We start from the raw sequence: 25,062 nt of genomic DNA, 5'->3' as shown, positions 1-25,062 counted from the left end.
CGGGTTTACGAAGCCGTTACCGTGATCTTTTTGGGTTGGGCTTCCGCTGCGCGCGGCAGCGTCAGGGTCAACACACCGTTCGAGACCTGCGCGCCGATCTTGTCGGGGTCGAAGTCGTCGGACATGGTGAAGGCTCGCTCGAAATCGCCCTCGCCGTATTCGGCATAGGCCAATTGCAGCTTCTCGGGCTGCGTGGCATGGACCTTACCTCGGATCGTCAACACGCGCTTTTCGAGCGTGATATCCACGTCTTCGGCGGCGACGCCCGGCATCTCGAGCATCAGCGTCACCCCGTCAGTCGTTTCGACGATGTCGGTCAGCGGCCTGTAGATACGACGGCCGGTGGTGGTTTCCGGTGTCTCGGCCGCGGTCTTGTCGGCAGTATGTGTCACATCGTTGGTCATGGATCGGTCCTCCTCTTACGCAGCCTTGATCTCGATTTTCCGCGGCTTGTCCTCTTCGGGACGGCCGATCACGATGCGCAGCACACCGTTGGTCATCCGCGCCTCGACCTTGTCCTCTGCGGCCACGAACGGCAGCCGAACCGAACGAGCGAACTTGCCAAAGCCGCGTTCGTTGCGGTGCCAGCGGCCGCCTTCCGGAATTTCGGGCGCCTTGCGCTCGCCAGAGAGCGTCAGGACATTTTCCTTCACGGAAATGTCGATGTCGGCCGGGTCAACGCCAGGGAGTTCTGCAGTGATCGCGACTGCCTCGTCGCCCTGCCAGACGTTCACGGCGGGGAAAACGGGCTGGGTCACGCGGCCAGGAGAGGTCCTGTCAAAATCGCGCAGCATCGAGCGCATCAGCGCAAACGGATCGCTGCGACGTGTGTAGGTGGGATAGAGCATGTTTCGCCTCCGTCGTTTCAGTTGACGGCGTGGATTTGTCACCACGCCACTGAACGCCCGCGGAGAACGGACATGCTTCAAGGTTCGCCATTTCGGCGGCGGTCTGGTGCGTTCGCGTCTGCCATGCGTTCCTCTCAGGCGAACGTCAGGCGGTCCGCTGAATCAGCCGAACCTGTCGCGTATCCGTGAAACCCCAACTGGGCATTCCGCTGCGGATAAAGTGTTGCTTGTTTGCAACTTCAAGGCCTCAGCGCAAAAAAGTACTCATCGATAGACGCCCCAGGGCCCGTAACGCGGCGTGGAGACGCGCACAGCCCGCGGTGCGTTCAGGGGAACGGACGGTGGGACCGGTCGGCGGGGTCCGGAAAGTGCACGCAGTCGCCGGACTCGATCGGCGGTGGGCGGGTGCGTGCGCAGGATCGAGGGTTCGGGGATGCGGCGGCCGGGCAGGAACATCTCTTCCCAGACCCGCCCGATGCGGCGTTCCAGCTTGAGGAGGGCCGAAGCGAGGCCATCGGGATCGCCGGTCAGCTCGGCGCCGCCCCTGTCGGCATCGTATTCCCGGGCCCGCGACAGCGCGAGCTGAAGAAGGGCCATGATCGTGGGTGAAAAGATCAGGACAAGTGGTACCTGCCAGGGCACATAAGCCGCGCCGGCCAGGATGAGCGGCAGGTTCAGCAGCAGGATGAGTTGCCCAACCCAGGACGCGAGCGACACCGCGCGCGACATCGCGTCGGCCAGACCCATGATCCAGAGATCGCGGTTGGCGATGTGAGCGACCTCGTGCGCCAGGACCCCGGCCAGTTCGCGCTGGTTCATCAATCGCAGAAGACCATCGCTGACGCAGACGGCGCTTTCATCCGGAGAGCCCATAGCGAAGGCGTTCGGTATCTGGCTCGGTACATAGTAGAGTTCCGGTACACGCGGCAGCCCGGCGCGGCGTGCGAGTTCGGCCAGTATCGCCATGCCCTCTGGAAATTCCCGCCCGCTGAGCCTGCGTGCGCCGTAGGCGTTCAGCAACAGGCGTTTCGGGATGCCGGGTGACAGCAGCAATCCCAGCAAGGATCCGATGACGATCGCAATCGCCAAGCCCTGTCCCGCAATCGCCGAAACGATGAACCAGGCGATAACCGCCATACCCGCCAAAAGCAGGATGGATTGAAGCAGGTTCAGGAATTGGTGGCGCGGCGTTGCAGTCATGATCGCAATAAACTTCACTCGCAGCTAACGGGAAGTGGCACACCACGGGATGTAAGAATTTTGGGCATCGTTGCCAGCTTCGATCTTCATGTCGGATCCCTCTTGAACTCGGCTCAAGCAATACCAATCTGGCCGGGTGTGATAAACCAGCAACATCTCTACGGGTTGGCGCCGAGGAGATAAGGGGATGGAAAAGAGAACCGAATTTAATATCTGGTACTGGATCGTCGCATTTTTTGCGGTGATCTTTATTCAGGATCTGATCGCCAGCTACCGCAGCACCGCGCCGATCAGCTATAGCCAATTCGAACAGTATCTAGCCGACGGCGACATCGCTTCGGTTGCGGTCGGGTCCGATACGATCACCGGTACATTCGGAGCTCCCATCGACGGGCGCTCGGGCTTCGTCACCACGATCGTCGATCCCGCCATTCTTGAACGGCTGGACGACGCGGATGTCGAGATCACCGGCATTCCGCAAAACACCTGGATCGGGGCGCTTCTCTCCTGGGTGGTGCCGGCAGTGGTCTTCTTCGGTCTCTGGATGTTCGTCTTTCGCAAGTTCGCCGAGCGTCAGGGTTTTGGCGGCTTCCTGCAGGTCGGCAAGAGCAAGGCCAAGGTCTACATGGAGAAGGAAACCGGCGTCAGTTTTGCCGATGTGGCCGGGGTCGACGAGGCCAAGGCCGAGCTGGAGGAAGTGGTCGATTTCCTGAAGACGCCCGAGGAATACGGCAAGCTCGGCGCGCGGATCCCGAAAGGTATCCTGCTGGTCGGCCCGCCGGGTACCGGCAAGACGCTTCTGGCGCGGGCCGTGGCGGGCGAGGCGGGCGTGACCTTCTTCTCGATCTCCGGCTCTGAATTCGTCGAGATGTTCGTGGGCGTCGGCGCCGCAAGGGTGCGCGATCTGTTCGAGCAGGCCCGCAAGAACGCACCCGCGATCATCTTCATTGACGAGCTCGACGCGCTTGGTCGCGCCCGCGCCTCCGGTCAGATGGCCGGCGGGCATGACGAGCGTGAGCAGACGCTGAACCAGCTTCTCACTGAGCTGGACGGGTTCGACCCGTCGTCGGGGATCGTGCTGCTGGCGGCCACCAACCGGCCGGAAATCCTGGACCCGGCGCTGCTCAGGGCCGGGCGCTTCGACCGGCAGGTGCTGGTGGACAAGCCCGACAAGAAGGGCCGCATCCAGATCCTCGGGGTACACATGAAGAAGGTGACGCTCGCACCGGATGTGGATGCCGAGAAGGTCGCCGCGCTGACCCCGGGCTTTTCCGGAGCGGACCTGGCAAATCTGGTCAATGAGGCGGCGCTATTGGCAACCCGCCGAAAGGCCGATGCGGTGACCATGGAAGACTTCAACAACGCGGTAGAGCGTATCGTCGCCGGGCTGGAAAAGCGCAATCGTGTTCTGAACGCGCGCGAGCGGGAAATCGTGGCGCATCACGAAATGGGGCACGCGCTGGTCGCGATGGCGCTGCCGGGGGTCGATCCGGTGCACAAGGTCTCGATCATCCCGCGCGGGATCGGTGCGCTCGGCTATACGATCCAGCGCCCGACCGAAGACCGCTTCCTGATGACCCGCGAGGAACTGGAGAACAAGATCGCCGTTCTTCTGGGCGGGCGTGCGGCCGAGAAGGTCATATACGATCACCTTTCGACCGGTGCCGCCGACGACCTGGTGAAGGCAACCGACATCGCCAGGGGCATGGTCGCGCGCTACGGCATGGACCCCGATCTGGGCCATGTCAGCTATGACACCGAGCGGCCCGGCTTCCTTGGCACGGGGGATCAATCCGCCTGGCTCAACCGCCGCCACAGCGAGGCAACGGCCGAGCGGATGGATACCGCTGTCAAGGCGATCATCGACGACATCTTCGCACGTACGGTCGCGCTTCTCGACGCGAACCGGGCGCTGCTGGAGGAAACGTCCCGCGATCTGCTCGACCGCGAGACGCTGGACGAGCCCGACCTTCGGGCCATCGCAGAAAAGGTCCGCACTCAGGAGGTCGAGGCGGCCTGAATATAGAGACCCAGTCCGGACGTTCCGGCTGGGAGCATGACGGAGGTGAAAAATGGCAAACGGCATCTGTGATATCTGCAAATCCCGACCTGCCAGCTTTCGTGCGCAGGTCTCTGTCAACGGTGAACGCAAGGTGATGGAGCTTTGCGACGAGGACTACCGCAGGATCGCCCGACGGCAGGGGCGTAGCGCATCGCCACTGGAATCGCTTTTCGGAGGGCGCTCGCTCTTCGATGAATTCTTTGGCGATGCCGGTGGCCTTTTCGATCGGTTTGGCGAAGATCAGGGGCAACCCGTCCCGATCCGACAGGCGGGGCGCACCGCGCGGCGCGGCGGCATCAATATCGCTGACCGCCTGAGCGAACAGGCCAACCGGCTTTTGCAGGAGGCGGGCCAGAAGGCGCATGAATTCGGCCGGACCGAGGTTGATACGGAACACCTTCTGCTGGCGCTGACCGGCTCGGATGTTGTCCGCACGGTGCTGGGGCAGGTCAAGATCGACGCCGACGATCTGCGCCGCCAGATCGAGAGCGAAGCGAAGAAGGGCAACGCAACGGGGGAGGACCGTGAGATCGGCGTCAGCCCGCGGGTGAAGGATGCGCTGAACCGCGCCTTCATCGCCTCGAACGAGCTGGGCCATTCCTATGTCGGCCCCGAACACCTTCTAATCGGTCTCGCCGAAGAGGGCGAGGGCGTGGCGTCGAGCATCTTGAACCGGCTGGGCCTGACGCCGCAGGCGCTACGCCAGCAGGTGACGAAGGTCGTCGGTCAGGGGGCCGAGGAAGGCCGTGTCGAAACCCCGTCGAGCACGCCTGATCTGGATGAATATAGCCGCGATTTGACCAAGCTGGCGCGCGAGGGCAGGCTCGACCCGGTGATCGGCCGGGCGCGTGAAATCGAAACGACGATCGAGGTTCTGGCGCGGCGCAAGAAGAACAACCCGGTGCTGATCGGCGAACCGGGTGTCGGCAAGACCGCGATCATCGAGGGGCTGGCGCAGCGCATCGTCGCGGGCGAGGTGCCCGAGGCGCTGCGCGACAAACGGCTGGTCGAACTCAACATCAACTCGATGGTGGCCGGATCGAAATATCGCGGTGAGTTCGAGGAGCGGGTCCAGAAGATCCTCAAGGAGATCGAGGCCAACAAGGCCGACATGATCCTGTTCATCGACGAGATCCACACCATCGTCGGAGCCGGACAGGGCGGCGGCGAAGGCGGGCTCGACATCGCCAATACGTTCAAGCCGGCGCTGGCCCGCGGCGAGCTGAACCTGATCGGCGCGACCACCCTGAACGAGTACCAGAAATACATCGAGAAGGACGCCGCGCTGGAGCGCCGCTTCCAGCCGGTCTATGTCGATGAGCCGACGGTGGCGCAGACGATCATGATCCTGCGGGGCCTGCGCGACACGCTGGAAAGCCACCACAAGGTGACGATCACCGACGAGGCCATCGTCGCGGCGGCCGAGCTTTCCGACCGCTACGTCACCGGCCGCTTCATGCCCGATAAAGCCATCGACCTGATCGACCAGGCTGCCGCGCGCGTGAAGATCAGCGCTACCGCGCGTCCCGTCGATGTCCAGGAGCTCGAGGCTGAGGTCGCCCAGATCCGGCGCGAGCAGGACTACGCCGCGGGGAGGAAGCAGTTCGACCGTGCTGCTGAACTCAAGAAAGAGCTTGAAACGAAACAGGTCGAGCTTGACGAGTTGATGGAAACTTGGAAGCGCGACCGGGCCTCTGCGACGGCTGAAGTGCGCGCCGATCACGTGGCGCAGATCGTCTCGAAACTGACCGGCGTGCCGGTGAGCGAACTGACGACAGAAGAGCGCGAAAAGCTGCTGAAACTCGAGGACAAGTTGCATGAGCGGGTAATCGGCCAGGAAGAGGCCATCCATGCCGTTGCCGACGCCGTGCGACTGGCGCGCGCCGGGCTGCGCGAGGGCTCCGGCCCGACCGCGACCTTCCTGTTCCTCGGCCCGACCGGCGTTGGCAAGACCGAGCTGGCCAAGACTCTGGCGGAGACGATCTTCGGTGATCAGGATGCGATGATCCGCATCGACATGTCCGAATATGGCGAACGTCACGCGGTCGCGCGGCTGGTTGGCGCCCCGCCGGGCTATGTCGGTTACGACGAGGGCGGCCAGTTGACGGAACGGGTCCGGCGCCGGCCCTATTCTGTCGTGCTGCTCGACGAGATCGAGAAGGCGCATGCGGATGTCTATAACATCCTGCTGCAGGTCTTCGACGATGGCCGCCTGACCGATGGCAAGGGCCGCGTGGTGGATTTCACCAACACCATCATCATCGCCACGTCGAACCTCGGTTCCGACATCATCCAGCGCAACCTTCGCAAGCGCGGAACCAAGGAGTTCGACGAGGCCGGGCAGAAGGCCGAACTGATGGACGTTCTGCGCGTTCATTTCCGGCCCGAGTTCATCAACCGGATCGACGAAATCATCGTCTTCCATTCTCTGAACCAGTCGGAAATCCGGCAGATCGTCGAGCTGCAGCTGGCCCGCGTCGCCCGCACGGCGATGACCCAGGGCGTCGAGCTCGACTATGACGGAAGCGTTGCGGAGCATTTCGGAGCGGTGGGTTTCCGGCCAGAGTTCGGCGCCCGCGAGTTGCGACGGCTAATCCGGTCGGAGCTGGAGACCGAGCTCGCCCGCGAGATGCTTTCGGGCCGGATCGAGGACGGCGACAAGGTGCGCGTCGCCTGGACCGCGGATGATCAGAAGATCACGTTCCAAAAGCTGGAGAGCGCAGGAGAAACCGAGGCCCTCGGCGAGCCGGGCAATAGCGATAGCGAAGAGACCGAGCCTGCCGCCGAATGACGGCCCGTGCACCGGCGACGGTAACGCCGCCGGTGCCGCAATCCGAAGAGAGGTAAATCATGATGAAAGGACATAACCGCCCCCCATTCCGGCCGAAGATCCCCGGAACTGACCTGACATCTCCAGACGTGCCGACAGCGTTGATCTACAGGCCAGCTCGCTCGTCCCACACCTCCGCTCCAATCAGGCGGCAGCATTGGATACTCGAGTTTGAGCCGGCCCGGGCGCCGGTCATCGAGCCTCTTATGGGCTGGACCGCAACCGAAGATCCCTATCGTCCGATCCGCCTGACATTCCCTGATCTCGACAGCGCCATCGCCTTCGCGGAACGAAACGACTGGCAGTATATCGTGCGCCACGAGCCGGACAAACGTCGATCCGTGCCACCGCGCCGCTTCTGGTGGGAAACCGTGCCAACCAGCAAGGGAGCCGATGCTCCTGGCGCCCATCGCATCGAGACAGGCCACCGACCGAGTTCCGGGCACCAGCTTCACCGAGGCATCGACGCGGCCAGCGTTCGTGATCTCTCAGCGGAACTCGCGACGGCTGCAGACCCGGTCAGTGAAGCGAGTGCTGAGTCCTTCCCCGCGTCCGACCCACCGGCGTGGATCGGGGCGACTGTCTATGGAAGCGGGCGACGTTGATGCACGCCGACCAGGGGCTGTTGGAGGCCGCCGCGTTGCTCGCCATGATGGCTTTTTGCCATGTCGCAATCTGCGCACGGCTTGGCATCCCCGCACTGGTCGGTTTCCTGCTGTCCGGCATTGTGATCGGGCCGTCGGGTCTGGGGCTCATCGCGGAGGGTGCAACACTGACGCTTATCGGTGAGGTCGGGGTGATCCTGCTTCTCTTTGCGCTTGGTCTGGAATTCTCCCTCGACAAGCTCGTGTCGCTCCGGCGACTGATCTTCGGGCTCGGTCTGGCACAGGTGCTCGTAGTCGGAGGGTTAGTCACCGTAGGGCTCCTCGTCTTTACCGAGATCGCGCCGGCGGCGGCGGTTCTGATCGCTGGCGCGGTCGCGATGTCGTCGACCGCGCTTTGCCTCAAGGTCCTGGCGGGCGGCGATGCGCTCGGAACGCCTCAGGGACGGGTCGCGATCGCTGTTCTGCTGTTTCAGGATCTGGCGGCCGTCGGCTTTCTGGCGTTTCACGATGTCATCGCCGCAGCCGGAGCCGTGGGAAGCGCGCACGACGTCCTGAAGATGGTTGGGGGCATGGGCGTGCTCGTCGGGGCGCTCTTCATCGCCCGGTCAATGCTTCAGCGGCTTGCCGGATGGGTCGCAACCCAGGGCGAGGCTGAACTCGCACAGCTTCTGGCCCTGACCGTAGCCTTGCTCGCGGCCATTATTGCGCAGGGTGCGGGTCTTTCGCCGGCGCTCGGTGCATTCACTGCCGGCATGATGATCGCCGAGTGCGACGCTCGCCAATTTGTCGAACGGGAAATCAGGCCGTTCCGGGATTTGTTCGTCGGGGTGTTCTTCATCGGTATCGGAACTCAACTCCATATAGGTGCGGTTTGGTCGACATGGCCAACGGTGTTGGCATGGCTTTTTGTGCTCATGGTGGTGAAACTCGCGCTTGTTGTTGCCCTGACCCGCATGTTCGGAGAACAGCTCGAGACTGCGCTTCGCGCGGGCGCCATCCTGGCCCATGGCGGCGAATTCAGCTTGATGCTCATCTCTGTCACGACTGCCTCCGGCCTGTTGCAAGCCAAGGTCGCCGAGCCTCTGTTCCTCGCGTTGGGGCTGAGCATGCTGATTGGAGCGGTTGTGGTTCGTCGCGCAGCGTAAATGCGACCGACGCACACTCAGCAGTTGCCTGCTTCGCATAATATTTTTGGGCATCGTAGGGGTTGAAACTCCAAAGCCGATTTCTAACTGAACTTTTTGCAGGGGTTCCCTGCTATCTGACATCGCTGTTTTGCGCAGGAGGTTTTGCCGGGCAAGGCCATCTCGCGTTCCGGCACGATGGTCCGGCGGATGGCAGTGATCTTGTATCACGACTGTCCGAATTCGAGATGCCACATCCGGCGGTCATGCCCAGGCGGGGTGATCGTAGACGACCTTCTCGCGTCCATTGTTGAGGCTTCGCTCAGAAGAGGAGGTTTTGCCGATGAAGATCGCACAGATCGCACCGCTGGAAGAAAGTTGCCCGCCGCGTCTCTATGGGGGAACAGAAAGGATCGTCTCCTATCTCACCGAGGAACTGGTCAGGCAGGGCCATGAAGTCACGCTGTTCGCCAGCGGCGACAGCCGGACCAAGGCCCACCTGGTCCCGTGCAGCAAGGAAGCGCTCCGGCTCGATCCGAACGTGAAGAACTCGCTGCCGTGGCATGTCGCCATGCTGGAGGAAGTCCGCTTGCGGGCCGATGAATTCGACGTGCTGCATTTTCACATCGACTTCCTGCATTATCCCATGGCGCGCGCATTCGCCGATCGCATGGTGACGACCATGCACGGCCGGCTCGACGGGCCTGATCTTCGTCCCTTCTATGCGACCTTCCCGAACTATCCGCTCGTTTCGATCTCGGACGACCAGCGCCGTCCGCTGCCCTTCGTGAACTGGGCAGGGACCGTCTATCACGGACTTCCCAAGACTCTGCTGCCCTTCACCGAACGCCCGAACGGCGACTATCTTGCTTTTCTCGGACGGATTTCGCCGGAGAAACGGCCGGACCGCGCCATCGAGATAGCGGTGCGAGCGGGGATGCCATTGAAAATTGCTGCTAAGATCGGCGATGCGGATCGCAAGTATTGGGACGAGATCATAGCACCGATGGTCGATGCCCATGACAATGTCGAGTTCATTGGGGAAATTAACGAAGAACAAAAAGCCGAGTTTCTCGGGAACGCGCGGGCGCTGTTGTTCCCTGTCGACTGGCCTGAACCTTTCGGTCTCGTGATGATCGAAGCTATGGCTTGCGGCACGCCGGTGATCGCATGGGCGAATGGCTCCGTGCCGGAGATCGTAGAGCCTGGGCTGACTGGCTATGTAGTGAATTCTCTGGAAGATGCCGCCGCAGCTGTGGGGAAACTGAACCGAATCAGCAGACGAATCGTGCGCGAGACGTTCGAAGAACGCTTCACTGCGGACCGCATGGCGCGCGACTATGTCGAAATCTATCGTGGGTTGCCGGGCGTCGACGCTGTTACGATGCCGCTCCCGCATATGCTCGGGGGCCAAGGGGCTCAGGTCCTGCATGCAGCGGAATGAGAGCGAAGGAGAATAAGATGACCGAGGCGCTGCAACAAACGGGCTTACGTGCGTCGCAACTGGTCGCGCCGCTGGCGCAATTCTTCATCCCGGCGGCAGCCTCCTTGCAGGAACGGCGGCCACGAACCCTGAAGCACGGCGATACCTTCGCCGTGTTCGATCACAATGGCGATGTGCTCTCGGGGCCGGGCAGCCCCGAGGGCCTGTTCCATCGCGACACCAGGTATCTCTCGCATTACTATCTGACCATCGGGGGAGAGCGGCCCATGCTGCTCTCGTCCACATTGCGCGACGATAACGCGACGCTGACCTGCGATCTGACGAATCCCGATCTTAATGACGAAACCGGTCGCTGTCTGATTGCGCATGATCGCATCCACATGCGCCGGACGCGGTTTCTCTGGCAAGGCACCTGTTATGAGCGGCTGGCGGTACGCAATTTTGACGAGGTCGCACATGAAGTTACCTTGGAAATCGCCTTTGAGGCCGATTTTGCGGATATTTTTGAGGTCCGTGGCCGGGTACGGGCCCGCCGGGGAACGTCGCTCTTGCCGGAGGTGGATGGCTCGCACGTACTCTTGTCGTACCGGGGGCTCGACCACAATCCACGTAGCACCGCTCTGCGTTTCGATCCTGCGCCTGCGCAGCTTGAGCCGGGGAAAGCCGTCTATCGTCTGAGCCTCGCCCCCGGCGAAACGCGTTCGCTCTTTATCGAGATCGGCTGCGACGCGAATGGGGCCGAGGATCCTCCGTCGCGCCTGTTTTTCCGCTCCTTGCGGGACGCGCGCCGCGCACTCAGACGTTCCTCTTCCCGCGCAGCCACGGTGCAAAGCTCCAACGAGATTTTCAATGAGACCATGCGCCGTTCGGTCTCGGACCTCTACATGCTCATGACCGATACGGAGGAGGGGCCCTATCCCTATGCGGGCGTGCCCTGGTTCAGCACCGTGTTCGGTCGCGATGCTCTGATCACCGCCCGGGAAATGCTCTGGCTCGACCCGGCGGTCGCGCGGGGCGTTTTGCTGCATCTTGCGGCCAACCAGGCGACGGAATTCGATCCGCATACCGATGCCGAGCCAGGCAAGATCCTTCATGAAGTGCGTTATGGCGAAATGGCGGAAACCGGCGAAGTTCCGTTCCGGCGCTATTACGGCAGCGTGGATTCGACACCGCTGTTCGTGATGCTCGCCGGGGCGTATTTCGAGCGCACCGGCAATCGGGAGGTGCTGGAAACACTCTGGCCGCATGTCCGTGCGGCGCTCGATTGGATCGAGACCTATGGCGATCGGGACGGCGACGGTTTCGTGGAATACGGGAGGCGCAGCGACAAGGGGCTCGCCAACCAGGGGTGGAAGGACAGTCATGATGCGGTGTTTCACGCCGATGGGACGCTGGCCAATGGGCCGATCGCGCTTTGCGAAGTGCAGGGCTACGTCTATGCCGCCCGGCTGGCCGCGGCCGAGATCGCACGGGAACTCGGTCATGACGGGATCGCGCAAGAGCAGGCGCGAAAGGCCTCGGAACTCAAGTCCCGTTTCGACGCGGCGTTCTGGGACGATGAACTTGGGACCTATGTGCTTGCCCTCGATGGTGACAAACGGCCCTGCCGAGTACGCAGTTCGAACGCGGGCCATCTGCTCTGGACGGGAATCGTCCCGGAGGAGCGCGCCGAAACGGTCATTCGTGCCCTGATGGGGCCGACGTCTTTCTGCGGATGGGGAGTGCGGACCATTGCCGCGGGTCAGGCACGATACAATCCGATGAGCTATCACAACGGGTCGGTTTGGCCCCATGACAATGCGCTGATCGGGGCGGGGCTGGCGCGCTACGGGTTCCGTGAACAGGCCGCGCGTATATTCGAGGGCATCTTCTCCGCCGCCACCTATATCGATCTGAGACGGTTGCCGGAGCTGTTCTGCGGTTTTCCGCGCCGCGAGACGCAAGGGCCGACCTTCTACCCGGTGGCCTGTACGCCGCAGGCCTGGGCGGCGGGAGCGCCGCTGTTGCTGCTTCAGGCCTGTCTCGGGCTGCGCTTCGATGCTGAGGCGCGTCAGGTGATCTTCGAGCAACCGATCCTTCCGGAGTTTCTGGGAGAGGTCGTCCTGCGCAATCTGCGCCTTGATGGTGGATCCGTCGATGTGGCTCTACGCAGGTCGGGCACCCACGTGGTTGCCGATGTTCTGCGTCGCGACGGACCGGTTCGGGTGATCGTAACCACCTGAAGGGACGGGCTGGCGCCATCTTCTGCGCCAGCCCGATTTCTGTTACAGTAGATCGTCTTCTTCCTGATCGGCTTCGAGCAATTCTACCAACCGGGCGACCCGGCCCGATGGGAAGGGGCTATGGGCATCGACCTGCGCTTCATCCGCCTCGACCCAGGCCTTGGCACGGGCAAGCTCGGAGGCGTCAGCGCCGGTGCGCAGAATATCAGACAGAAGTGTAGGATCCGTGCCGGGACCCAAGATGCTCTTCACGTCGTTCTCGGTCATGATCTCCTCCTTTCGAATGCTACAAGGAAGTGCGTGAAATATAGGATTTCTGTTCGCAGAAAAAAGTTTTGAGCATCCTCTTGAAACCGTAAGGTGCTGTTCCAAATCAATTTATGCTGATCGCCCAGATGGGGATCGGTGACAAGGCGGGACGCCGTTCCTGCGGTGCTTCCGACGTCTGTACCCATGTTGCTCAAAGGAGGATATGGCTATGGCAACGAGACTTGATTTTGCACCTCTGTTCCGTTCGAGTATCGGTTTCGACCGTATGCTCGACGCACTTGAGGCCGCCCGTCGGGTGGAAACGCTCGACAACTGGCCGCCCTACGACATCGTCAAGACCGGCGAGGACGACTATCGCATCGACATGGCGGTGGCGGGCTTTGCCGAAGACGATCTGACCCTGACCCAGGACAAGAACATGCTGATCGTGTCGGGCCACAAGGAGACTCCCGATGGTGACGACGGTGCCAGCTATCTCTATCGCGGCATCGCCGGTCGGTCGTTTGAACGTCGGTTCGAACTGGCTGATCACGTCCGGGTCGAAGAGGCCACCTTGTCGAACGGTCTGCTGACTGTCCAGCTGAAGCGCGAGGTCCCCGAGGAACTCAAGCCGCGTCGGATCGAGATCGCGTCTCCTGAGGCGACCGAAGGTCTCGAGACCAGGCAGCTCGAGACGGCTCGTGAGCCGGAACCTGTCGCGGCCTGAAGCACCTCGGGCCCAGGATGGGATGCTCCGGCCGCTTTCTTGGCGGTCGGACGCCGTTCCCGAAATCTGGAGGGTAAGTAGTGAACTTGATCAGTGGAGATTTCACAGCACAATCACATGCCTCACCCATTCCGAGCCTGGCCGGTTCGCGACCCGACTGGGACTCTTCTCTGCCGGACGATGCGGTCGCCCGGATCTGGAAGCCGTCGAAATCGGCGATGACCTCGGGGCGCGCGGGTACGCAGGGCTGGAAGATGAGCTTTCCGCGCCGGACCGGTCCTTGGCTCGAGCCTTTGATGGGCTGGACGGGTGGGGACGACACGATCCAGCAGATAGACCTGAGCTTTCCGACGCTGGAAGCTGCTATTCGCCATGCAAAGCGTCTGGGGGTGGCTTACGAGGTGCATCTGCCGGCAGGCGAAGCCGCGCGCGGTGCCGCCCGGGCACGGGACAGGCAGGCCGGGCTGTGGTCCGATGCCACGCTTTCTCGGCTCGGCCTGTCGGAGATGCGGCAAACCTATCGCGACGCGATGGCCGGCGCCAAACGGCGGGGCGATCCGAAAGGCGGCGATGATGGGCGTCCTCCCATTGAGGTTGCTTCGGACGCCAGCCTGTCGTTGGAGGCTCGCCGTTCTATCCTGATGAACTGGGCCTACACGGAGTATCTTCAGGATGTCGCCAGCACCGAAGGCATGCCGGAAAACCAACGTGAATCGCAGCTTGCCGAGGTTGAACGAGCGCTGTTGGCGCTTGAAGCGGCGGTGGCCGCCGACGGCATGTATCCGTCCGTTGAGGAAGGGAGGGCGGCATGAATCCCTTCGTTGCAATTGATGCCCAGCAGGCGGTGCCCGATCGTTTCGCTCTGGTCCTCGCCGCGAGCGCCCGCAGCCGGGCGCTGAAGGCCGGGGCAGAACCGCGGGTCGAACCTAAACGGCAAGCCACCGAAGAGCTTGCCTTGGAAGAGATCGCGACCGGCGCGATTTCGCAGGAGGAGTTGTTGCCCTTCCTGCCTGCGCCGGCGCCCAAGCGGCTGGCTCGGCCGCATTGAATCCCTGGTGAAGAGAAAGGAGGTAACACCATGAGCAAGACCTGGACTACGAACTATGACAAGCTTGGCGACGGCATCAGCCTTCTCGCGGGCCTCGCCCTCGCTGGGTTGCCCTTCGTCATCACGATGACCGATATTGCCTTCTGGAGCGCCCTGCTGACAGGCGGACTGATCGCAGTGCTTTCCGCGATTGCACTTTGGCGACCGCATGAAGGGCTTGACTGGGCGCGAGTGGTAACAGGTATTTGGGCGGCCATTAGTCCATGGGTGCTTATTGACGGTTTCACCTTAGCAGTCTCGCTCGCCCACCTGGCGCTCGGCCTGATCGCACTTGCATTCCCAGCTTGGCGCCGATGGAAGGACGACGGTGGAAGTTCAGCGCTGACCGCCTAGTAAGATTGCCGGCCCCGAGACTGGGCCGGCAATATCTTGAATCTGCCGCAGACAAAGTCTCAGGAGCTTTCTGAAAAGGAGATGAAATTCTCTGCCATTAGTGTTTATTCAAGTTTCTGATAATCCACAAATGGCCCGCTTCCTGAAGCGCTTCGAGGATTGCGATGTCAAGGCGGTCGAGCTCACTGGTCGGCATGTTCCACCACAGATTCCGTTAATTCATCGGGAGTTTGCCGCAAAGGCCGATGAATTGCCATTCCCGTTATGCGTTCGGCAAGGGACACTCCAGAAGGGTAAACACCAGGAGAGTCGCATGAGCCGTCGTTTCGTTATGGTGCCGGGCATCGGGGGATCCGGCCCTGAACATTGGCAGAGTCATTGGGAAACTCTCTATCCGAACACCCTCCGGATAGAGCCAAATTCCTGGGATAAGCCCGACCTCGCGGACTGGTTTGCCGCCCTGGACCGGGCGGTCGCCGCAGCACCTTATCCGCCGGTGCTGGTATGCCATTCGCTCGGGTGCCTGCTTTTCGCCCATTGGCGTGCGGCGTCGTCCCGGGCGATCGCTGCGGCATTTCTTGTTGCCGTGCCGGACCCGAGCGGGCCGGCTTTCCCGGCGCAGGCAAAGGCATTCGGAGCGTTACCTGCAACGGGGTTTGGTGAGCGGCCGGTGTTGGCCGTCGCAAGTGAGAACGATCCCTATGATCCGACGGCGAGTGGGATAGCCTGGGCTGCCAGGCAAGGCGCCTGGCCACGCCGTCTTGGCCCAAGGGGCCATTTGAACGAGGCGTCGAACCTCGGCGCCTGGCCCGAAGGCCAAGAGCTTCTGGCAGATTTTCTGGACGAGATCGGAGAGTAGCCATGGACGTTGCAACTGCATTGCTGAGCTTTTCCATTGCCGCGGCTTTGCTGACGATCACACCGGGGCTCGATACAGCCCTTGTTCTGCGGACGGCGGCGGTCGAGGGGCCGCGCCGCGCGATGCTGGCGGGGGCAGGGGTGGTGACCGGGGTGCTGGCATAGGGATTGATTGCGGCTTTGGGGCTCGGTGCAGTGCTGGCCGTATCGGAACTGGCTTACCGTTGCCTTCAGCTTGCCGGCGCGGCCTACCTGATCTGGCTGGGGATCGGGATGTTGCGGGGGGCGTTCCGTGCGCGAGAGCCGGGGGTTCCGAGGGTCATGGCGCCTTCCGCCCCGAATTGGTTCCTGCGTGGGGTGATGACCAACCTTCTTAACCCCAAGGTCGGTGTCTTCTATATCAGCTTCCTGCCGCAGTTTCTGCCCGTGGGCGTTCCGGTGGTGCCGTTCAGCGTCCTGCTCGCGGGGATACACGCGTCGATGGGGCTGATTTTCTTTGCAGCGCTGACTGCCGCGACAGTGCCGTTTCAGAATGCCCTGAACGGCCCCCGCCTGCCTCGGCTCCTCGACGGGGTTACCGGCAGTGTCTTGATCGGGTTCGCCCTGCGACTGCTGACGGAGCGGCGCGTGGGATGACCTCAGATCTCCATCCGACGCTGCAACTGACCGGGCGTAATCCCATGGGCGGCATGAAAAGCGGCCACGAAGCCGCTCGCGGTGGCGTAGCCGGCGGCATGGGCTGCATGCTGCACGCTTTTGCCGGCCATCAAAGGGGCAATGGCGCGTGCCAACCGAAGGTCGCGCACCCAGGTGGCCCAGTTTTGCCCGGTGTCGCGACGGACGAGCCGTTGCAGGCTGCGCCGCGACAGCGCCAGTGCCGCGGCCCAGTGGTCGAGCGAATGGTCGACCCCATCGAGATGTGCCAGCGCGATACGACGCAGGCGCGGGTCGGCAGGCAGGGGCAGTGTGGGCGCAGGGGCGGGGCGCGCAAGTCGGTCCCACAGCACGGCTATCAGCCGGGCGAAGGCGGGCTCTTGCCGGTCGGCGCGGCTGGACCCTGCCAGGGTGCGGAGAAGTTCGGCCTCCAGCGCTTCGAGTGGGAAAGGCGTGGGGGCCTTGGGCAGCGGTGCCGCAGCGGGCCGGGTGTAGAGGTTGACCGATTTCCGCGCGCCCTCGGCCCGGATGCGGTGGCGGTGCGTCGGCGGAAGCCAGATCGCCATGCCGGGAGAGAGAAGATGCAGCCTCCGTCCTGTCTCGATCGTCACCGGCCGGTCCGGGCACCAGGCGATCTGTCCGCGCCAATGCGCATGCGCCTCCGGCATGGTGCCGGATGTGAAGCTCGTGATCCTGCCGATCACCGGACTTCCATCCTCGACGAATCCTCCAATCTCATCGCGCTGCATGTTGGCACCTCCGGGGTATCATCTGGCACCGGTCCGACACAATTTTCCAGCGCTTCCGTCAGGATCGCGCGGAGGCGGAGGGGAGGACCGGATGGATATGACGACAATAGCGCTGCTCACGGGCGCGGGGCTGCTCGGCGGACTGTGCAATGCGATCGCGGGCGGCGGCACGTTTTTTACCTTCCCGGCGCTGCTGGCCGTGGGGCTGCCGCCGGTGACGGCGGGCGCGACCAGTGCAGTGGCGATTTGGCCCGGCCATGCAGCCAGCCTGATTGGCGAAGGCGCAGTGCTGCGGCAGGAACTGATCGCGCGGCCCGGACGCGTCGCGGTGTTTGCGCTGGCCTCGGCGGCGGGGGCCGGGCTGTTGCTGGTGTCGGGAGATGCGCTGTTCCGGCAGTTGGTCCCCTGGCTGCTGCTCTTCGCGACGCTGCTGTTTGCGGCAGGGCCCATGCTCAACTGCTGGCTCGCCCGCCGCGGGGTGTCGATCGGGCCCGTCCTTGCCGCGTGCGCCGAAGGCGTCGTGGCCCTTTATGGTGGCTACTTTGGGGCAGGGCTGGGGGTGCTGCTGCTGGCGCTGCTGACCGTGACGGGGGACGACGATCTGAAGCGGCTGAACGTGGTCAAGAATGCCTTGGCGACGCTTGCGACCAGTATCGCTGTCCTGATCTTCGCCTTTGGCGGCGCGGTTGCCTGGGGGCCGGCTGCCCTGGTCTTCCTGGGGGCGGCGGCAGGTGGTGTCATCGGTGGCCGGCTGGCGCGCCGGGTGAAGCCGCAATTCCTGCGCGCCGCGATCGTCTGCCTCGGCCTGTTGCTGGTCTGGCACTACGCGTGAGCCCGGGTCGAGGCGCGGAACGCCTCGCGCAGGGCCGTGGTGATGCGCCCGACAGGCCAGGTGCTGTGCTTGCCGGGGCGGTCCAGCGAGACCACGGGGCGAAGCTCGACCGACGTGCCCGTGACGAAGACCTCGTCCGCTGCATCCAGATCGTCGAGGCTGACGGTTCCTTCATGAACCGACAGGCCAAGGCCACGCGCAAGGTCGAAGACATGGCGCTTGGTCAGGCTGTCAAGAAAGCATGTGGGAAGGGGAGACCGAAGCCTGCCGTTCCGGACGAGGACGATGTTCGTGACCGTCGTTTCGGCGACATGGCCTGCCATATCCAGCATGAGCGCATCGTCATGTCCGCTACGGGCGGCTGCGGCCCGCGACAAGGTTCCGGTCATGTAGAGCCCCGAGCATTTCGAGGCGGTCGGCGCCGTATCGGGCGCGGGGCGCCGCCAATCCGACAGAACCAGGCGCAATCCGCCGGTCCCGTCCCCAAGGGCGGTCTCCACTGGCCAGTCCCAGGCCGCGATTGCGGTATGGATCCGGCAACCATGCGCCGATACGGTGACGCTTTCGCTGCCGCGCCAGGCGATCGGTCGAACATAGGCGTCCTTCAGTCCGCCAGCCCAAAGCACGGCCTCGGCGGCGGCCTGAAGATCATCGACCAGCCATGGGAGCGTGTAGCCGAGAAGTTCGGCCGAGCGCTGCAGGCGCCGGAAATGCTCCTTACCCAGAAACAGGCGACCGTCATAGGCGCGGATCCCTTCGAAGACCGCACCGCCGTTGTGCAGAGAGTGCGTCAGAACATGCAGCGTCGCCTCACCGGACGGCAGAAGCGTCCCGTCGAACCAGACGGGGCTCGTCGTATCGACGAGCGGGACCTTCACGGCTTCGGTCAGCATTCGGGATCTCCCAGTTCGCGGATGGTGGGACGATCTTCAGGCTCAGGAGCCGGGCAGGCGAGTGAGCAGTTTTCAGGCGCTGATGAGAAAGCGTCGTTCGCGTGGTGCCGGTTATCGGCGATAGTCGGTTTGTGAGGATCTATGGATAAACAAGTACCCTTTCGGCTGAATGTGCCCCTGAACGCCCTGCGAGCCTTCGAGGCCGCGGCGCGCCATCTCTCTATCAAGGAGGCGGCGCTGGAACTTGGCGTCACGCCATCGGCCGTCAGCCACCAGTTGCGCGGGCTTGAGGATGCGCTCGGCCTGACATTGATGCGACGGGTCGGCCCGGCGCTCGAACTGACAGAGGCCGGAGCAAGACTCGCGCCCGATCTGAGCGAGGGGTTTTCCCGGATCATCGAAGCGGTCGGCGGCCTCAGACAGGATCGCAACGCGGGCCCCTTGCGGCTGTCGATGTTGCCGACTTTCGCGGCCCATTGGTTCTCGCCCCGGCTGACGCGCTACCCGTTCGAGCGCAACGGTTTCGATCTGCTGATATCCACGACGCAGGAGGCTGTGGATCTGTCTGCGGGAGTGGCCGATGCGGCGGTGCGGCATGGGCAGGGCCAATGGGATGGGTTGCAGGCGGACCTGCTGTTCGAAGAAACCGTGAGCCTGTTCGGTGCGCCGCCCCTGAGCAAGGATGACCCCGACGAAATGCGGGCGCAGATATCGGGCATGACCTTGTTTCTCTCGCAGTATCGGAAAGAGAACTACGCGCGATGGAACGCGACGTTGCCGGGCGGGCCGATCCGGCCTGCTGCGGTGATGATGGTCGATTCCGCCGGACTCGCACTGCGCGCGGCCATGGACGGGGCAGGAGTGGCGCTGGCAGGCGTGGAGATCGCCGCCTTCGACGTCGGAGCCGGGCGGTTGAAACAGCTCTTTTCACATTGGGCTCATACGGGCGGAGGCTACTTCCTCGTCTATCCCGAGGCGCTGGCCAGGGACCGTCGCGTGCGCAACCTGAGCCGCTGGATGATCGAGGCCTCGGCCGGGGAAAGGACCCTCGCGCAAAGGCAACAGGAGCCGGGAGCAGATTGAATGAATCGTATTGAAGCGGCTGCGGTCGAAATCCGGCGACTTGAGGAAAACGACCGCGTGGCATGGGAAGACCTCTGGCAAGAGAACCTGGACCATTTCGCGGCACCTGATCGAGCCCGCGCGGACATGCCCGTCATCTGGCAGCGCCTCTTGGATCAAGCTGCGCCGCTTCTCGGCTGGCTGGTTCTCGTTCAGGGGCAGGCCGCCGGGCTGGCGCATTTGGTCCTTCGTCAGCACAGCTTCAGCACGGCCCAGATCGCGATCCTGGAAGATCTCTGGATCGCGCCTTTCGCGCGCGGTCGTGGTCTGGCGGAACGGCTTGTCGAGCGACTGGTTCAGGAGGGGCGCGCGCAGGGCTGGCGCCGCATCGAATGGGAAACCGGCGTTGAGAACCTGGTTGCGCAGCGGCTCTATGACCGAATTGCCACGCTCGATCCGGTGAAACGGTACCGAATCGACCTAGATTGAGCGGCGTTGGCTCAGCTCGATCCGAAAACTGTCCCAGGGCGCGGTATCGGCGATCGACAGATACAACCGTTTCGCCGTCAGATTGTCCTGCGGCACCAGCCAGCGCAGATGGGTCCAGCCGCGCGCGGTACCGATCTCGGTTAACTGGCCAATCAGGGCGCGGGCAAGGCCGCTTCCCCGGGCCTCTGGCATGACGAAGAGATCGTCGAGCTGACCGGCACGGCTTCCTGAGATGATCTCGGGCAAGTCGAAGGCCAGCGCAAAGCCGGCAAGCGCGCCGCCATGATCCGCCCCGAGAAGCAGCAGATCCGGCTCGGCGACGGAGCGCTCGATCAGAGGTGTGGCCTGTTCCGGCGTCATCGCCTTGGCCGGTCCGCCCATGGCTCTCCGATAGGCCGTCATCAGATCGGCAAGGCGCGGAGCATCCGCGGCTGACAGTCGGCGGATCGTCGGTACGATCACCATCCGCCGGTCCTGACCCACTCTGTCATCATCTCCATTCGGTCCCAGCCCCAGAAAGGCTCTTCATCGACGATGAAGAAGGGAGATCCGAAGACACCCCGTGCCACCGCATCTTCGCCGATCCTCCGGACCTTTTCTTTCAGGGCAGGGTCGGCGATGCCGGCCAGAAGGGCGCCGGGCTTGAGACCGAACTCTGGGGCGAGCCGCGAGACAGCTTCGGGTGAGGCGGTGTCGAGACTGTCGTTGAAATACAAGGTGAAGACCCTCTTCGCGAAGGCAGCAGCAAGTTCAGGGTGCTGTGTTTCAACCCAGTAGAAGGCGCGCGTCGCCGCCAGGGCGACATGGGGATGGTTGGCGGGCAGCTGGAAGGTCAGGCCCTGGTGCCGTGCGATCCGCGCCCAGTCGCGCCGCGCATAGTCGCGTTTCAGTGGCGTCGACGACAGTCCGCGTGCCCCTGTCACCTTGTAAGCGGTGCCCAGCATGTAGGGTCGCCAGAGCACGGTCCGACCCAGGTCTGCCGCGATGGCCTCAATCCGCTGCGCAGCGAAGAAGGCGTAACCGGACGAGAAGTCGAACCAGAACTCGAGGGACCTCATGGCTCTTCGCCGTTCCAGTAATCGACCGCATCCGCGGTCCGGAAGGAACTGGCAACCCGGCGCTTTGCCTTGTCACCTCCGGGCGCGGCGCCCGCGAAGACCGTCAGCTTGCCGCTGTCGGGATAGGCCATCACATCAGGCTCTCGCATGGTGCTGACCGCGACATATCGCAGAGGTTCAGTGCCGGTTGCGATCAGCTGATGGGCCGTTTCGGCGCCACCCGCAGGGCAGACCACCACCATGCCGGCTGCGACCGGGTACCGGTCGGGGCCGAACCGCAGTTCGCCGGTGCCCGAGAGAATGATGAACATCTCGTCATTGGCGTGATGGGCATGGAAGGGCCAGGTCGTTTTGCCGGGCGGAACCTCCACCAGCCTTGCCCCCAGATGCGTCGCACCGAGTGGGGCGGCAATGGCCGCCATGGCGGCATGAAAGCGGGTGCCATAGCTCTGTGGCGACAGGTCCAGATCGTCGAGCGTGACGACGGGGCTGCGTGGCATGCGATCCTGGGTCATTTCGGTGCCCTCCTGCGAGAAGAGAGCGCCAATCCGACCGGTCCCGCAATTGAATTGGCTTCAGGTGAGCCGTAGCAAAGCTCATTTGGCGTGATTTCCCTTTCAAAGGAAGCTGTTCTCGTATTGTCGGACCTGAGACGAATGTGGACACCAATGCTTTATCGCTGGAGACCTGACGCTCCGCCATCGCGGCCGAACCCTGAAAGGCCCGCCCCAGCGATGCCCGCCGAACGCTTCGAGGTGGCGGCTGAAGACGGGTATCCGATCAGGGGTGGGATCTGGCACGCAGACACCGGCCCTGTCGTCGTGCTTCATGCCGCTACGGCGGTTCAGGCGCGCTATTACGCACGGTTTGCATCCTGGTTGTCCGGGCAGGGGGCGACGGTCCTGACCTTCGACTATCGCGGGATTGGTGAGTCCCGCTCCACGCCGGTGAAGGATTTGCAGGCGGGATGGGTCGATTGGGGCGTCCTCGATGCTGAGGCGGTGCTTGCCTATGCTGGCAGGCGCTGGCCGGATCGTGCGCTCTGCGCCGTGGGCCATTCAATCGGCGGCTTCGCCCTGGGGTTGGCGCGCACCTCGGATCGGCTGGACCGGATCGTGACGGTTGGCGCGCAATTCGCCTACTGGCGCGATTACGATCCCCGCCAGCGGCGCGCGATGTATCTGAAATGGCATCTCTTCATGCCAGCCGTGACGCAGCTCTTCGGCTATTTTCCCGGGGCACGGCTTGGATGGCTCGAGGATGTGCCGCGCGGCGTGGTGCGCGACTGGAGCCGGATGGGGCCGCGGTTCGAGACAAGTGTTTGCTCCGCTTTGGACCCAGCAGACCTTGCAGCGCGTCATGGCGCCACCCGGGCGCGGCTCCTGGCCATCGGGTTGACAGATGACCCGTTCTGCACCGAAGCTGCGGGGCAACGATTGCTCGACTACTATTCCGGGGCGGATCGAACCCATCTGCGGATCGCGCCCTTGGATATCGCGGTGCCCGAGATCGGGCATTTCGCATTCTTCCACGCCCGTTTCGAACAGACGCTCTGGCCGCTTGCCGCCGCATGGTTGCTTTCCGGTCGACTGCCCAAGGATGCTCCGGGGCGGATCGTCTTTCCGACAGGCTGAATGCAGGTTTCTTTCCAGCAGGACCACTATGAACGATCGGCTTTTTGTTATTACCGGCGGCCCGGGATCGGGCAAGACGACGCTTCTGTCCGCACTGGCGCGGCATGGTCTCACAACAATGCCCGAAGCAGGTCGCGCGATCATTCAGGATCAGACCCGGATCGGTGGGACAGGGTGGCACGGTCAGGACCGGCAGCTTTTTGCAGAGCTTATGCTCGGCTGGGAGATGCGCTCGTGGCACGAGGCGCAGGGGATCGACGGTCCGGTGATCTTCGATCGCGGCATTCCCGATGTGATCGGATATCTCCAGCTTTACGAGGGCGAGGCGCCCGCACATGTTCACGCGGCGGCCGAGTTCTACCGGTATCGCGCGACGGTGTTTCTTGCGCCGCCCTGGCCCGAGATATTCGGTCAGGATGCACAGCGCGCGCAGGATTTCGACGAGGCTGTTGCGACGGCAGAGGCAATGGAGCAGGCCTATGCCATGGCGGGATATGACCTGCTGCCGCTGCCTTTGGCCACGGTCGAGGCGCGGGTCGATTTTGTTCTGGAGGTTTTGGATCAGTCCGTCTGATCAGGACGCGTCACCCAGATCCAGCTCGCCCCGCAGGACGATACAGGCGGCCCCGCCGATGGTGATCCGCAGCCCTTCGGCTGTCGTTTCCCAGCCCGCGTGAACCAGCCCGCGCCGGCCCATCTCGACCCCTTGCTCCGACAGGTAACTGCCCCGAGGCACCGCGTCGCGATGCGTGGCGATCCACGCAGCAATGGCACCATTGCCAGACCCACAAACAGGATCCTCGGCCACGCCCTCACCCGGAGCGAAGGTGCGTACACGCAGGCGTGGCGTGGCCCCGGACCCGCTGTCCGCAAAGACCGTGAGCCCTGCCGCGCCGAGCCCATGGCAGACCCGCTCGATCAGGCCGAGGTCGGGTCGCAGGCCGGTCAGCGCCTGAAGGTCGTGCAGCTCAAGCAACAGCCATGGAACCCCCGTCGAGACGATCCGATGCGGGCTGTCCGCGAGCATATCGAGCGGAAGGCAGATCGCCTCGGCAAGTTCAGCCTTGGTGACCGGCACATCGCGGAATTGGGGCGTCGCCTGCGTCATCGTGTAAAGGTCGTCTTCGACGCGGATCGGCACCAGTCCGATGCCGCATTCCTGCGTCAGGCTTTGGGGCGTTCTGCTTTGCTCGCCGCAAAACGCATGGGCGGCGGCGATGGTCGGATGACCGGCGAAGGGCAGTTCGCGCACCGGGGTAAAAATGCGGGCGCGATAGTCCGCGTCACCGGTCGGGCGAAGCAGGAATACGGTCTCGGAGAGGTTCATCTCGCGCGCGATGCGTTGCATGATCTCGGTGGACAAGTCGTCGGCGTCGAAGACCACCGCCGCCGGATTGCCGAGCAGTGGTCGGTCCGAAAAGGCATCGATCTGAAGCATGCGTTTCTTCATGGTCGGTAAGTCCTTGCTTTCAGCGCCCGTAGCGCGCTGTCAGTGTCACACTGCCGAGGCTGTGCGCGTGGATCACGTAGCCGGCGAGGGCGGGCATGGCGCTGGCGTCCACCCCCAGGCTCGGCACGTCGATGGCATAGACGGTGAACTCGTAGCGATGAGGGACTGCGCCCTCAGGCGGGCAGGGGCCACCGTAGCCGGGCTGCCCGAAATCCGTCAGGGACTCGACGAGAGGGGCGGGCAGGTCGCCGGAGGCGCCCGCGAGCATCGCTCGTGTGTGCGCCGGAATATCCAGAACGATCCAGTGCCACCAACCGCTGCCGGTCGGGGCGTCCGGGTCGTAGACCGTAATCGCGAAGCTCTGTGTTCCCGCGGGCGGGTCATTCCAGAGCAGGTGCGGGGATTGGTTGAGCCCCTCGCACCCCATGGTCGAATTCACCAATTCCGTGCGGATGGTTTCACCCTCCCGCAGATCGCGGCTGTCCAGATCGAACGCGTGAGCGACAACGGGAGCGGCGGCGAGCGACATTGAGCACAGGGCAGTACGGCTTAGGTTCAGCATCATGAATGTCTCTCCTCGACTTCCATGATATGACGGTATTCCAATGCGTTAGAGGCGGCGAATGAGAAG

29 protein-coding genes are annotated in these 25,062 nt (G+C 63.4%); 18 read left to right on the top strand and 11 right to left on the bottom strand.

Going from position 1 to position 25,062, the window contains the following annotated elements:
- Positions 1-5: 5 nt before the first annotated feature.
- From M4578_RS07915 to M4578_RS07905, 3 genes are all read right to left on the bottom strand, one after another.
- Positions 6-404: an Hsp20/alpha crystallin family protein gene (locus tag M4578_RS07915; protein ID WP_076625021.1), complete on the bottom strand. Its 399-nt coding sequence runs from the start codon at positions 402-404 to the stop codon at positions 6-8.
- Between the two features lie 15 nt (positions 405-419).
- Entirely contained in the window at positions 420-848 is a 429-nt protein-coding gene (locus M4578_RS07910) for an Hsp20/alpha crystallin family protein (RefSeq protein WP_073033766.1), read from the bottom strand.
- Between the two features lie 264 nt (positions 849-1,112).
- Positions 1,113-2,048 carry a zinc metalloprotease HtpX gene (locus M4578_RS07905; RefSeq protein ID WP_096804755.1) on the bottom strand — a complete coding sequence of 312 codons (936 nt, stop codon included), beginning with the start codon at positions 2,046-2,048 and terminating at the stop codon, positions 1,113-1,115.
- Between the two features lie 187 nt (positions 2,049-2,235).
- On the opposite strand from M4578_RS07905, the gene ftsH reads away from it, so the two are divergent.
- From ftsH to M4578_RS07875, 6 genes are all read left to right on the top strand, one after another.
- Entirely contained in the window at positions 2,236-4,068 is a 1,833-nt protein-coding gene (gene ftsH, locus M4578_RS07900) for an ATP-dependent zinc metalloprotease FtsH (RefSeq protein WP_149884206.1), read from the top strand.
- 52 nt (positions 4,069-4,120) lie between these two features.
- Positions 4,121-6,901: an ATP-dependent Clp protease ATP-binding subunit gene (locus tag M4578_RS07895; protein WP_258092905.1), complete on the top strand. Its 2,781-nt coding sequence runs from the start codon at positions 4,121-4,123 to the stop codon at positions 6,899-6,901.
- 59 nt (positions 6,902-6,960) lie between these two features.
- Positions 6,961-7,545, top strand: coding sequence for an NADH dehydrogenase ubiquinone Fe-S protein 4 (locus M4578_RS07890; protein ID WP_338054513.1), 585 nt, complete (start codon positions 6,961-6,963; stop codon positions 7,543-7,545).
- On the top strand, positions 7,545-8,690 hold the full coding sequence (locus M4578_RS07885; protein WP_093412377.1) for a cation:proton antiporter: 1,146 nt from the start codon (positions 7,545-7,547) through the stop codon (positions 8,688-8,690). The genes M4578_RS07890 and M4578_RS07885 overlap by 1 nt, the downstream gene beginning before the upstream one ends.
- Positions 8,691-9,012: 322 nt before the next feature.
- Positions 9,013-10,113 carry a glycosyltransferase family 4 protein gene (locus M4578_RS07880; protein ID WP_149884208.1) on the top strand — a complete coding sequence of 367 codons (1,101 nt, stop codon included), beginning with the start codon at positions 9,013-9,015 and terminating at the stop codon, positions 10,111-10,113.
- A 17-nt stretch (positions 10,114-10,130) separates the two neighbouring features.
- On the top strand, positions 10,131-12,335 hold the full coding sequence (locus M4578_RS07875) for an amylo-alpha-1,6-glucosidase (RefSeq protein ID WP_149884209.1): 2,205 nt from the start codon (positions 10,131-10,133) through the stop codon (positions 12,333-12,335).
- A 42-nt stretch (positions 12,336-12,377) separates the two neighbouring features.
- On the opposite strand, the gene M4578_RS07870 is transcribed toward M4578_RS07875, so the two are convergent.
- Positions 12,378-12,602 carry a hypothetical protein gene (locus M4578_RS07870; protein WP_073033773.1) on the bottom strand — a complete coding sequence of 75 codons (225 nt, stop codon included), beginning with the start codon at positions 12,600-12,602 and terminating at the stop codon, positions 12,378-12,380.
- A gap of 211 nt (positions 12,603-12,813) precedes the next feature.
- On the opposite strand from M4578_RS07870, the gene M4578_RS07865 reads away from it, so the two are divergent.
- The 7 genes from M4578_RS07865 (at position 12,814) to M4578_RS07835 (ending at position 16,246) form a co-directional block, all read left to right on the top strand.
- Entirely contained in the window at positions 12,814-13,311 is a 498-nt protein-coding gene (locus M4578_RS07865; protein WP_028092955.1) for an Hsp20 family protein, read from the top strand.
- An 80-nt stretch (positions 13,312-13,391) separates the two neighbouring features.
- Positions 13,392-14,123 (top strand): NADH dehydrogenase ubiquinone Fe-S protein 4, encoded by a 732-nt coding sequence (locus tag M4578_RS07860; protein ID WP_051312240.1) that lies wholly within the window; start codon positions 13,392-13,394, stop codon positions 14,121-14,123.
- The gene (gene rpoZ, locus M4578_RS07855) at positions 14,120-14,359 is read left to right on the top strand and encodes a DNA-directed RNA polymerase subunit omega (protein ID WP_073033774.1); all 240 of its coding nucleotides are present in this window, start codon (positions 14,120-14,122) and stop codon (positions 14,357-14,359) included. The genes M4578_RS07860 and rpoZ overlap by 4 nt, the downstream gene beginning before the upstream one ends.
- 30 nt (positions 14,360-14,389) lie before the next feature.
- Positions 14,390-14,752 (top strand): SPW repeat domain-containing protein, encoded by a 363-nt coding sequence (locus M4578_RS07850; protein ID WP_258092904.1) that lies wholly within the window; start codon positions 14,390-14,392, stop codon positions 14,750-14,752.
- Between the two features lie 130 nt (positions 14,753-14,882).
- A complete protein-coding gene (locus M4578_RS07845; protein ID WP_258092903.1) occupies positions 14,883-15,611 on the top strand; it encodes an RBBP9/YdeN family alpha/beta hydrolase in 729 nt (242 codons plus the stop codon).
- Between the two features lie 2 nt (positions 15,612-15,613).
- Complete coding sequence (locus M4578_RS07840) at positions 15,614-15,775, top strand: hypothetical protein (RefSeq protein ID WP_258092902.1); 162 nt, start codon at positions 15,614-15,616, stop codon at positions 15,773-15,775.
- Positions 15,776-15,778: 3 nt separating this feature from the next.
- Entirely contained in the window at positions 15,779-16,246 is a 468-nt protein-coding gene (locus tag M4578_RS07835; protein WP_338054511.1) for a LysE family transporter, read from the top strand.
- Positions 16,247-16,248: 2 nt separating this feature from the next.
- Here M4578_RS07835 and M4578_RS07830 read toward each other — a convergent pair whose 3' ends face one another.
- Entirely contained in the window at positions 16,249-17,013 is a 765-nt protein-coding gene (locus M4578_RS07830) for an AraC family transcriptional regulator (RefSeq protein ID WP_258092900.1), read from the bottom strand.
- 91 nt (positions 17,014-17,104) lie between these two features.
- Between M4578_RS07830 and M4578_RS07825 the strand changes: the two genes are divergently transcribed.
- Positions 17,105-17,845: a sulfite exporter TauE/SafE family protein gene (locus tag M4578_RS07825; protein WP_258092899.1), complete on the top strand. Its 741-nt coding sequence runs from the start codon at positions 17,105-17,107 to the stop codon at positions 17,843-17,845.
- Here the strand turns inward: M4578_RS07825 and M4578_RS07820 are convergent.
- Positions 17,836-18,738 carry an aminotransferase class IV gene (locus M4578_RS07820; protein WP_258092898.1) on the bottom strand — a complete coding sequence of 301 codons (903 nt, stop codon included), beginning with the start codon at positions 18,736-18,738 and terminating at the stop codon, positions 17,836-17,838. The genes M4578_RS07825 and M4578_RS07820 overlap by 10 nt on opposite strands.
- 141 nt (positions 18,739-18,879) lie before the next feature.
- Between M4578_RS07820 and M4578_RS07815 the strand changes: the two genes are divergently transcribed.
- Both M4578_RS07815 and M4578_RS07810 read left to right on the top strand, forming a co-directional pair.
- Positions 18,880-19,821: a LysR substrate-binding domain-containing protein gene (locus M4578_RS07815; protein ID WP_258092897.1), complete on the top strand. Its 942-nt coding sequence runs from the start codon at positions 18,880-18,882 to the stop codon at positions 19,819-19,821.
- On the top strand, positions 19,822-20,289 hold the full coding sequence (locus M4578_RS07810; RefSeq protein ID WP_258092896.1) for a GNAT family N-acetyltransferase: 468 nt from the start codon (positions 19,822-19,824) through the stop codon (positions 20,287-20,289). It abuts the gene before it with no gap.
- Here the strand turns inward: M4578_RS07810 and M4578_RS07805 are convergent.
- Genes M4578_RS07805 through M4578_RS07795 form a run of 3 tightly spaced genes read right to left on the bottom strand, consistent with a single transcriptional unit; the run spans position 20,281 to position 21,862 of the window.
- Positions 20,281-20,754: a GNAT family N-acetyltransferase gene (locus tag M4578_RS07805; RefSeq protein WP_258092895.1), complete on the bottom strand. Its 474-nt coding sequence runs from the start codon at positions 20,752-20,754 to the stop codon at positions 20,281-20,283. The two genes, M4578_RS07810 and M4578_RS07805, sit on opposite strands and share 9 nt — an antisense overlap.
- Positions 20,748-21,347 (bottom strand): 2-hydroxychromene-2-carboxylate isomerase, encoded by a 600-nt coding sequence (locus M4578_RS07800; protein WP_258092894.1) that lies wholly within the window; start codon positions 21,345-21,347, stop codon positions 20,748-20,750. The genes M4578_RS07805 and M4578_RS07800 overlap by 7 nt, the downstream gene beginning before the upstream one ends.
- Positions 21,344-21,862 carry a cupin domain-containing protein gene (locus M4578_RS07795; RefSeq protein ID WP_258092893.1) on the bottom strand — a complete coding sequence of 173 codons (519 nt, stop codon included), beginning with the start codon at positions 21,860-21,862 and terminating at the stop codon, positions 21,344-21,346. The genes M4578_RS07800 and M4578_RS07795 overlap by 4 nt, the downstream gene beginning before the upstream one ends.
- A 141-nt stretch (positions 21,863-22,003) precedes the next feature.
- Here M4578_RS07795 and M4578_RS07790 point away from each other — a divergent pair, with 141 nt between their 5' ends.
- Together M4578_RS07790 and M4578_RS07785 are read left to right on the top strand one after the other, a co-directional pair.
- The gene (locus tag M4578_RS07790) at positions 22,004-22,981 is read left to right on the top strand and encodes an alpha/beta hydrolase family protein (RefSeq protein ID WP_338054517.1); all 978 of its coding nucleotides are present in this window, start codon (positions 22,004-22,006) and stop codon (positions 22,979-22,981) included.
- 28 nt (positions 22,982-23,009) lie between these two features.
- Positions 23,010-23,555: an AAA family ATPase gene (locus M4578_RS07785; protein WP_258092891.1), complete on the top strand. Its 546-nt coding sequence runs from the start codon at positions 23,010-23,012 to the stop codon at positions 23,553-23,555.
- Here M4578_RS07785 and M4578_RS07780 read toward each other — a convergent pair whose 3' ends face one another.
- Together M4578_RS07780 and M4578_RS07775 are read right to left on the bottom strand one after the other, a co-directional pair.
- Complete coding sequence (locus tag M4578_RS07780) at positions 23,556-24,419, bottom strand: PhzF family phenazine biosynthesis protein (RefSeq protein WP_258092890.1); 864 nt, start codon at positions 24,417-24,419, stop codon at positions 23,556-23,558. It lies immediately after the preceding gene.
- A gap of 31 nt (positions 24,420-24,450) precedes the next feature.
- Positions 24,451-24,996, bottom strand: a complete 546-nt coding sequence (locus M4578_RS07775) for a YbhB/YbcL family Raf kinase inhibitor-like protein (RefSeq protein WP_258092889.1) — start codon at positions 24,994-24,996, stop codon at positions 24,451-24,453.
- Positions 24,997-25,062 lie beyond the last annotated feature (66 nt).

Origin of the sequence: Salipiger pentaromativorans (assembly GCF_024721115.1) — a bacterium.
GTDB classification, from domain to species: domain Bacteria; phylum Pseudomonadota; class Alphaproteobacteria; order Rhodobacterales; family Rhodobacteraceae; genus Salipiger; species Salipiger pentaromativorans.
This window is presented reverse-complemented; position numbering and strand designations above follow the sequence as displayed.

Bases quoted from the DNA above. Each gene is read 5' to 3' on its own strand.
- M4578_RS07830 (WP_258092900.1), bottom strand. From the start codon at position 17,013: ATGCAGCGCGATGAGATTGGAGGATTCGTCGAGGATGGAAGTCCGGTG.
- M4578_RS07815 (WP_258092897.1), top strand. From the start codon at position 18,880: ATGGATAAACAAGTACCCTTTCGGCTGAATGTGCCCCTGAACGCCCTG.
- M4578_RS07785 (WP_258092891.1), top strand. From the start codon at position 23,010: ATGAACGATCGGCTTTTTGTTATTACCGGCGGCCCGGGATCGGGCAAG.
- M4578_RS07905 (WP_096804755.1), bottom strand. From the start codon at position 2,048: ATGACTGCAACGCCGCGCCACCAATTCCTGAACCTGCTTCAATCCATC.
- M4578_RS07805 (WP_258092895.1), bottom strand. From the start codon at position 20,754: ATGGTGATCGTACCGACGATCCGCCGACTGTCAGCCGCGGATGCTCCG.
- M4578_RS07885 (WP_093412377.1), top strand. From the start codon at position 7,545: ATGCACGCCGACCAGGGGCTGTTGGAGGCCGCCGCGTTGCTCGCCATG.
- M4578_RS07880 (WP_149884208.1), top strand. From the start codon at position 9,013: ATGAAGATCGCACAGATCGCACCGCTGGAAGAAAGTTGCCCGCCGCGT.
- M4578_RS07850 (WP_258092904.1), top strand. From the start codon at position 14,390: ATGAGCAAGACCTGGACTACGAACTATGACAAGCTTGGCGACGGCATC.
- M4578_RS07780 (WP_258092890.1), bottom strand. From the start codon at position 24,419: ATGCTTCAGATCGATGCCTTTTCGGACCGACCACTGCTCGGCAATCCG.
- ftsH (WP_149884206.1), top strand. From the start codon at position 2,236: ATGGAAAAGAGAACCGAATTTAATATCTGGTACTGGATCGTCGCATTT.
- M4578_RS07810 (WP_258092896.1), top strand. From the start codon at position 19,822: ATGAATCGTATTGAAGCGGCTGCGGTCGAAATCCGGCGACTTGAGGAA.
- M4578_RS07910 (WP_073033766.1), bottom strand. From the start codon at position 848: ATGCTCTATCCCACCTACACACGTCGCAGCGATCCGTTTGCGCTGATG.
- M4578_RS07825 (WP_258092899.1), top strand. From the start codon at position 17,105: ATGGATATGACGACAATAGCGCTGCTCACGGGCGCGGGGCTGCTCGGC.
- M4578_RS07915 (WP_076625021.1), bottom strand. From the start codon at position 404: ATGACCAACGATGTGACACATACTGCCGACAAGACCGCGGCCGAGACA.
- M4578_RS07870 (WP_073033773.1), bottom strand. From the start codon at position 12,602: ATGACCGAGAACGACGTGAAGAGCATCTTGGGTCCCGGCACGGATCCT.
- M4578_RS07775 (WP_258092889.1), bottom strand. From the start codon at position 24,996: ATGATGCTGAACCTAAGCCGTACTGCCCTGTGCTCAATGTCGCTCGCC.
- M4578_RS07790 (WP_338054517.1), top strand. From the start codon at position 22,004: ATGTGGACACCAATGCTTTATCGCTGGAGACCTGACGCTCCGCCATCG.
- M4578_RS07820 (WP_258092898.1), bottom strand. From the start codon at position 18,738: ATGCTGACCGAAGCCGTGAAGGTCCCGCTCGTCGATACGACGAGCCCC.
- M4578_RS07895 (WP_258092905.1), top strand. From the start codon at position 4,121: ATGGCAAACGGCATCTGTGATATCTGCAAATCCCGACCTGCCAGCTTT.
- M4578_RS07890 (WP_338054513.1), top strand. From the start codon at position 6,961: ATGATGAAAGGACATAACCGCCCCCCATTCCGGCCGAAGATCCCCGGA.
- M4578_RS07845 (WP_258092903.1), top strand. From the start codon at position 14,883: ATGGCCCGCTTCCTGAAGCGCTTCGAGGATTGCGATGTCAAGGCGGTC.
- M4578_RS07865 (WP_028092955.1), top strand. From the start codon at position 12,814: ATGGCAACGAGACTTGATTTTGCACCTCTGTTCCGTTCGAGTATCGGT.
- M4578_RS07875 (WP_149884209.1), top strand. From the start codon at position 10,131: ATGACCGAGGCGCTGCAACAAACGGGCTTACGTGCGTCGCAACTGGTC.
- M4578_RS07840 (WP_258092902.1), top strand. From the start codon at position 15,614: ATGGACGTTGCAACTGCATTGCTGAGCTTTTCCATTGCCGCGGCTTTG.
- M4578_RS07795 (WP_258092893.1), bottom strand. From the start codon at position 21,862: ATGACCCAGGATCGCATGCCACGCAGCCCCGTCGTCACGCTCGACGAT.
- M4578_RS07800 (WP_258092894.1), bottom strand. From the start codon at position 21,347: ATGAGGTCCCTCGAGTTCTGGTTCGACTTCTCGTCCGGTTACGCCTTC.
- rpoZ (WP_073033774.1), top strand. From the start codon at position 14,120: ATGAATCCCTTCGTTGCAATTGATGCCCAGCAGGCGGTGCCCGATCGT.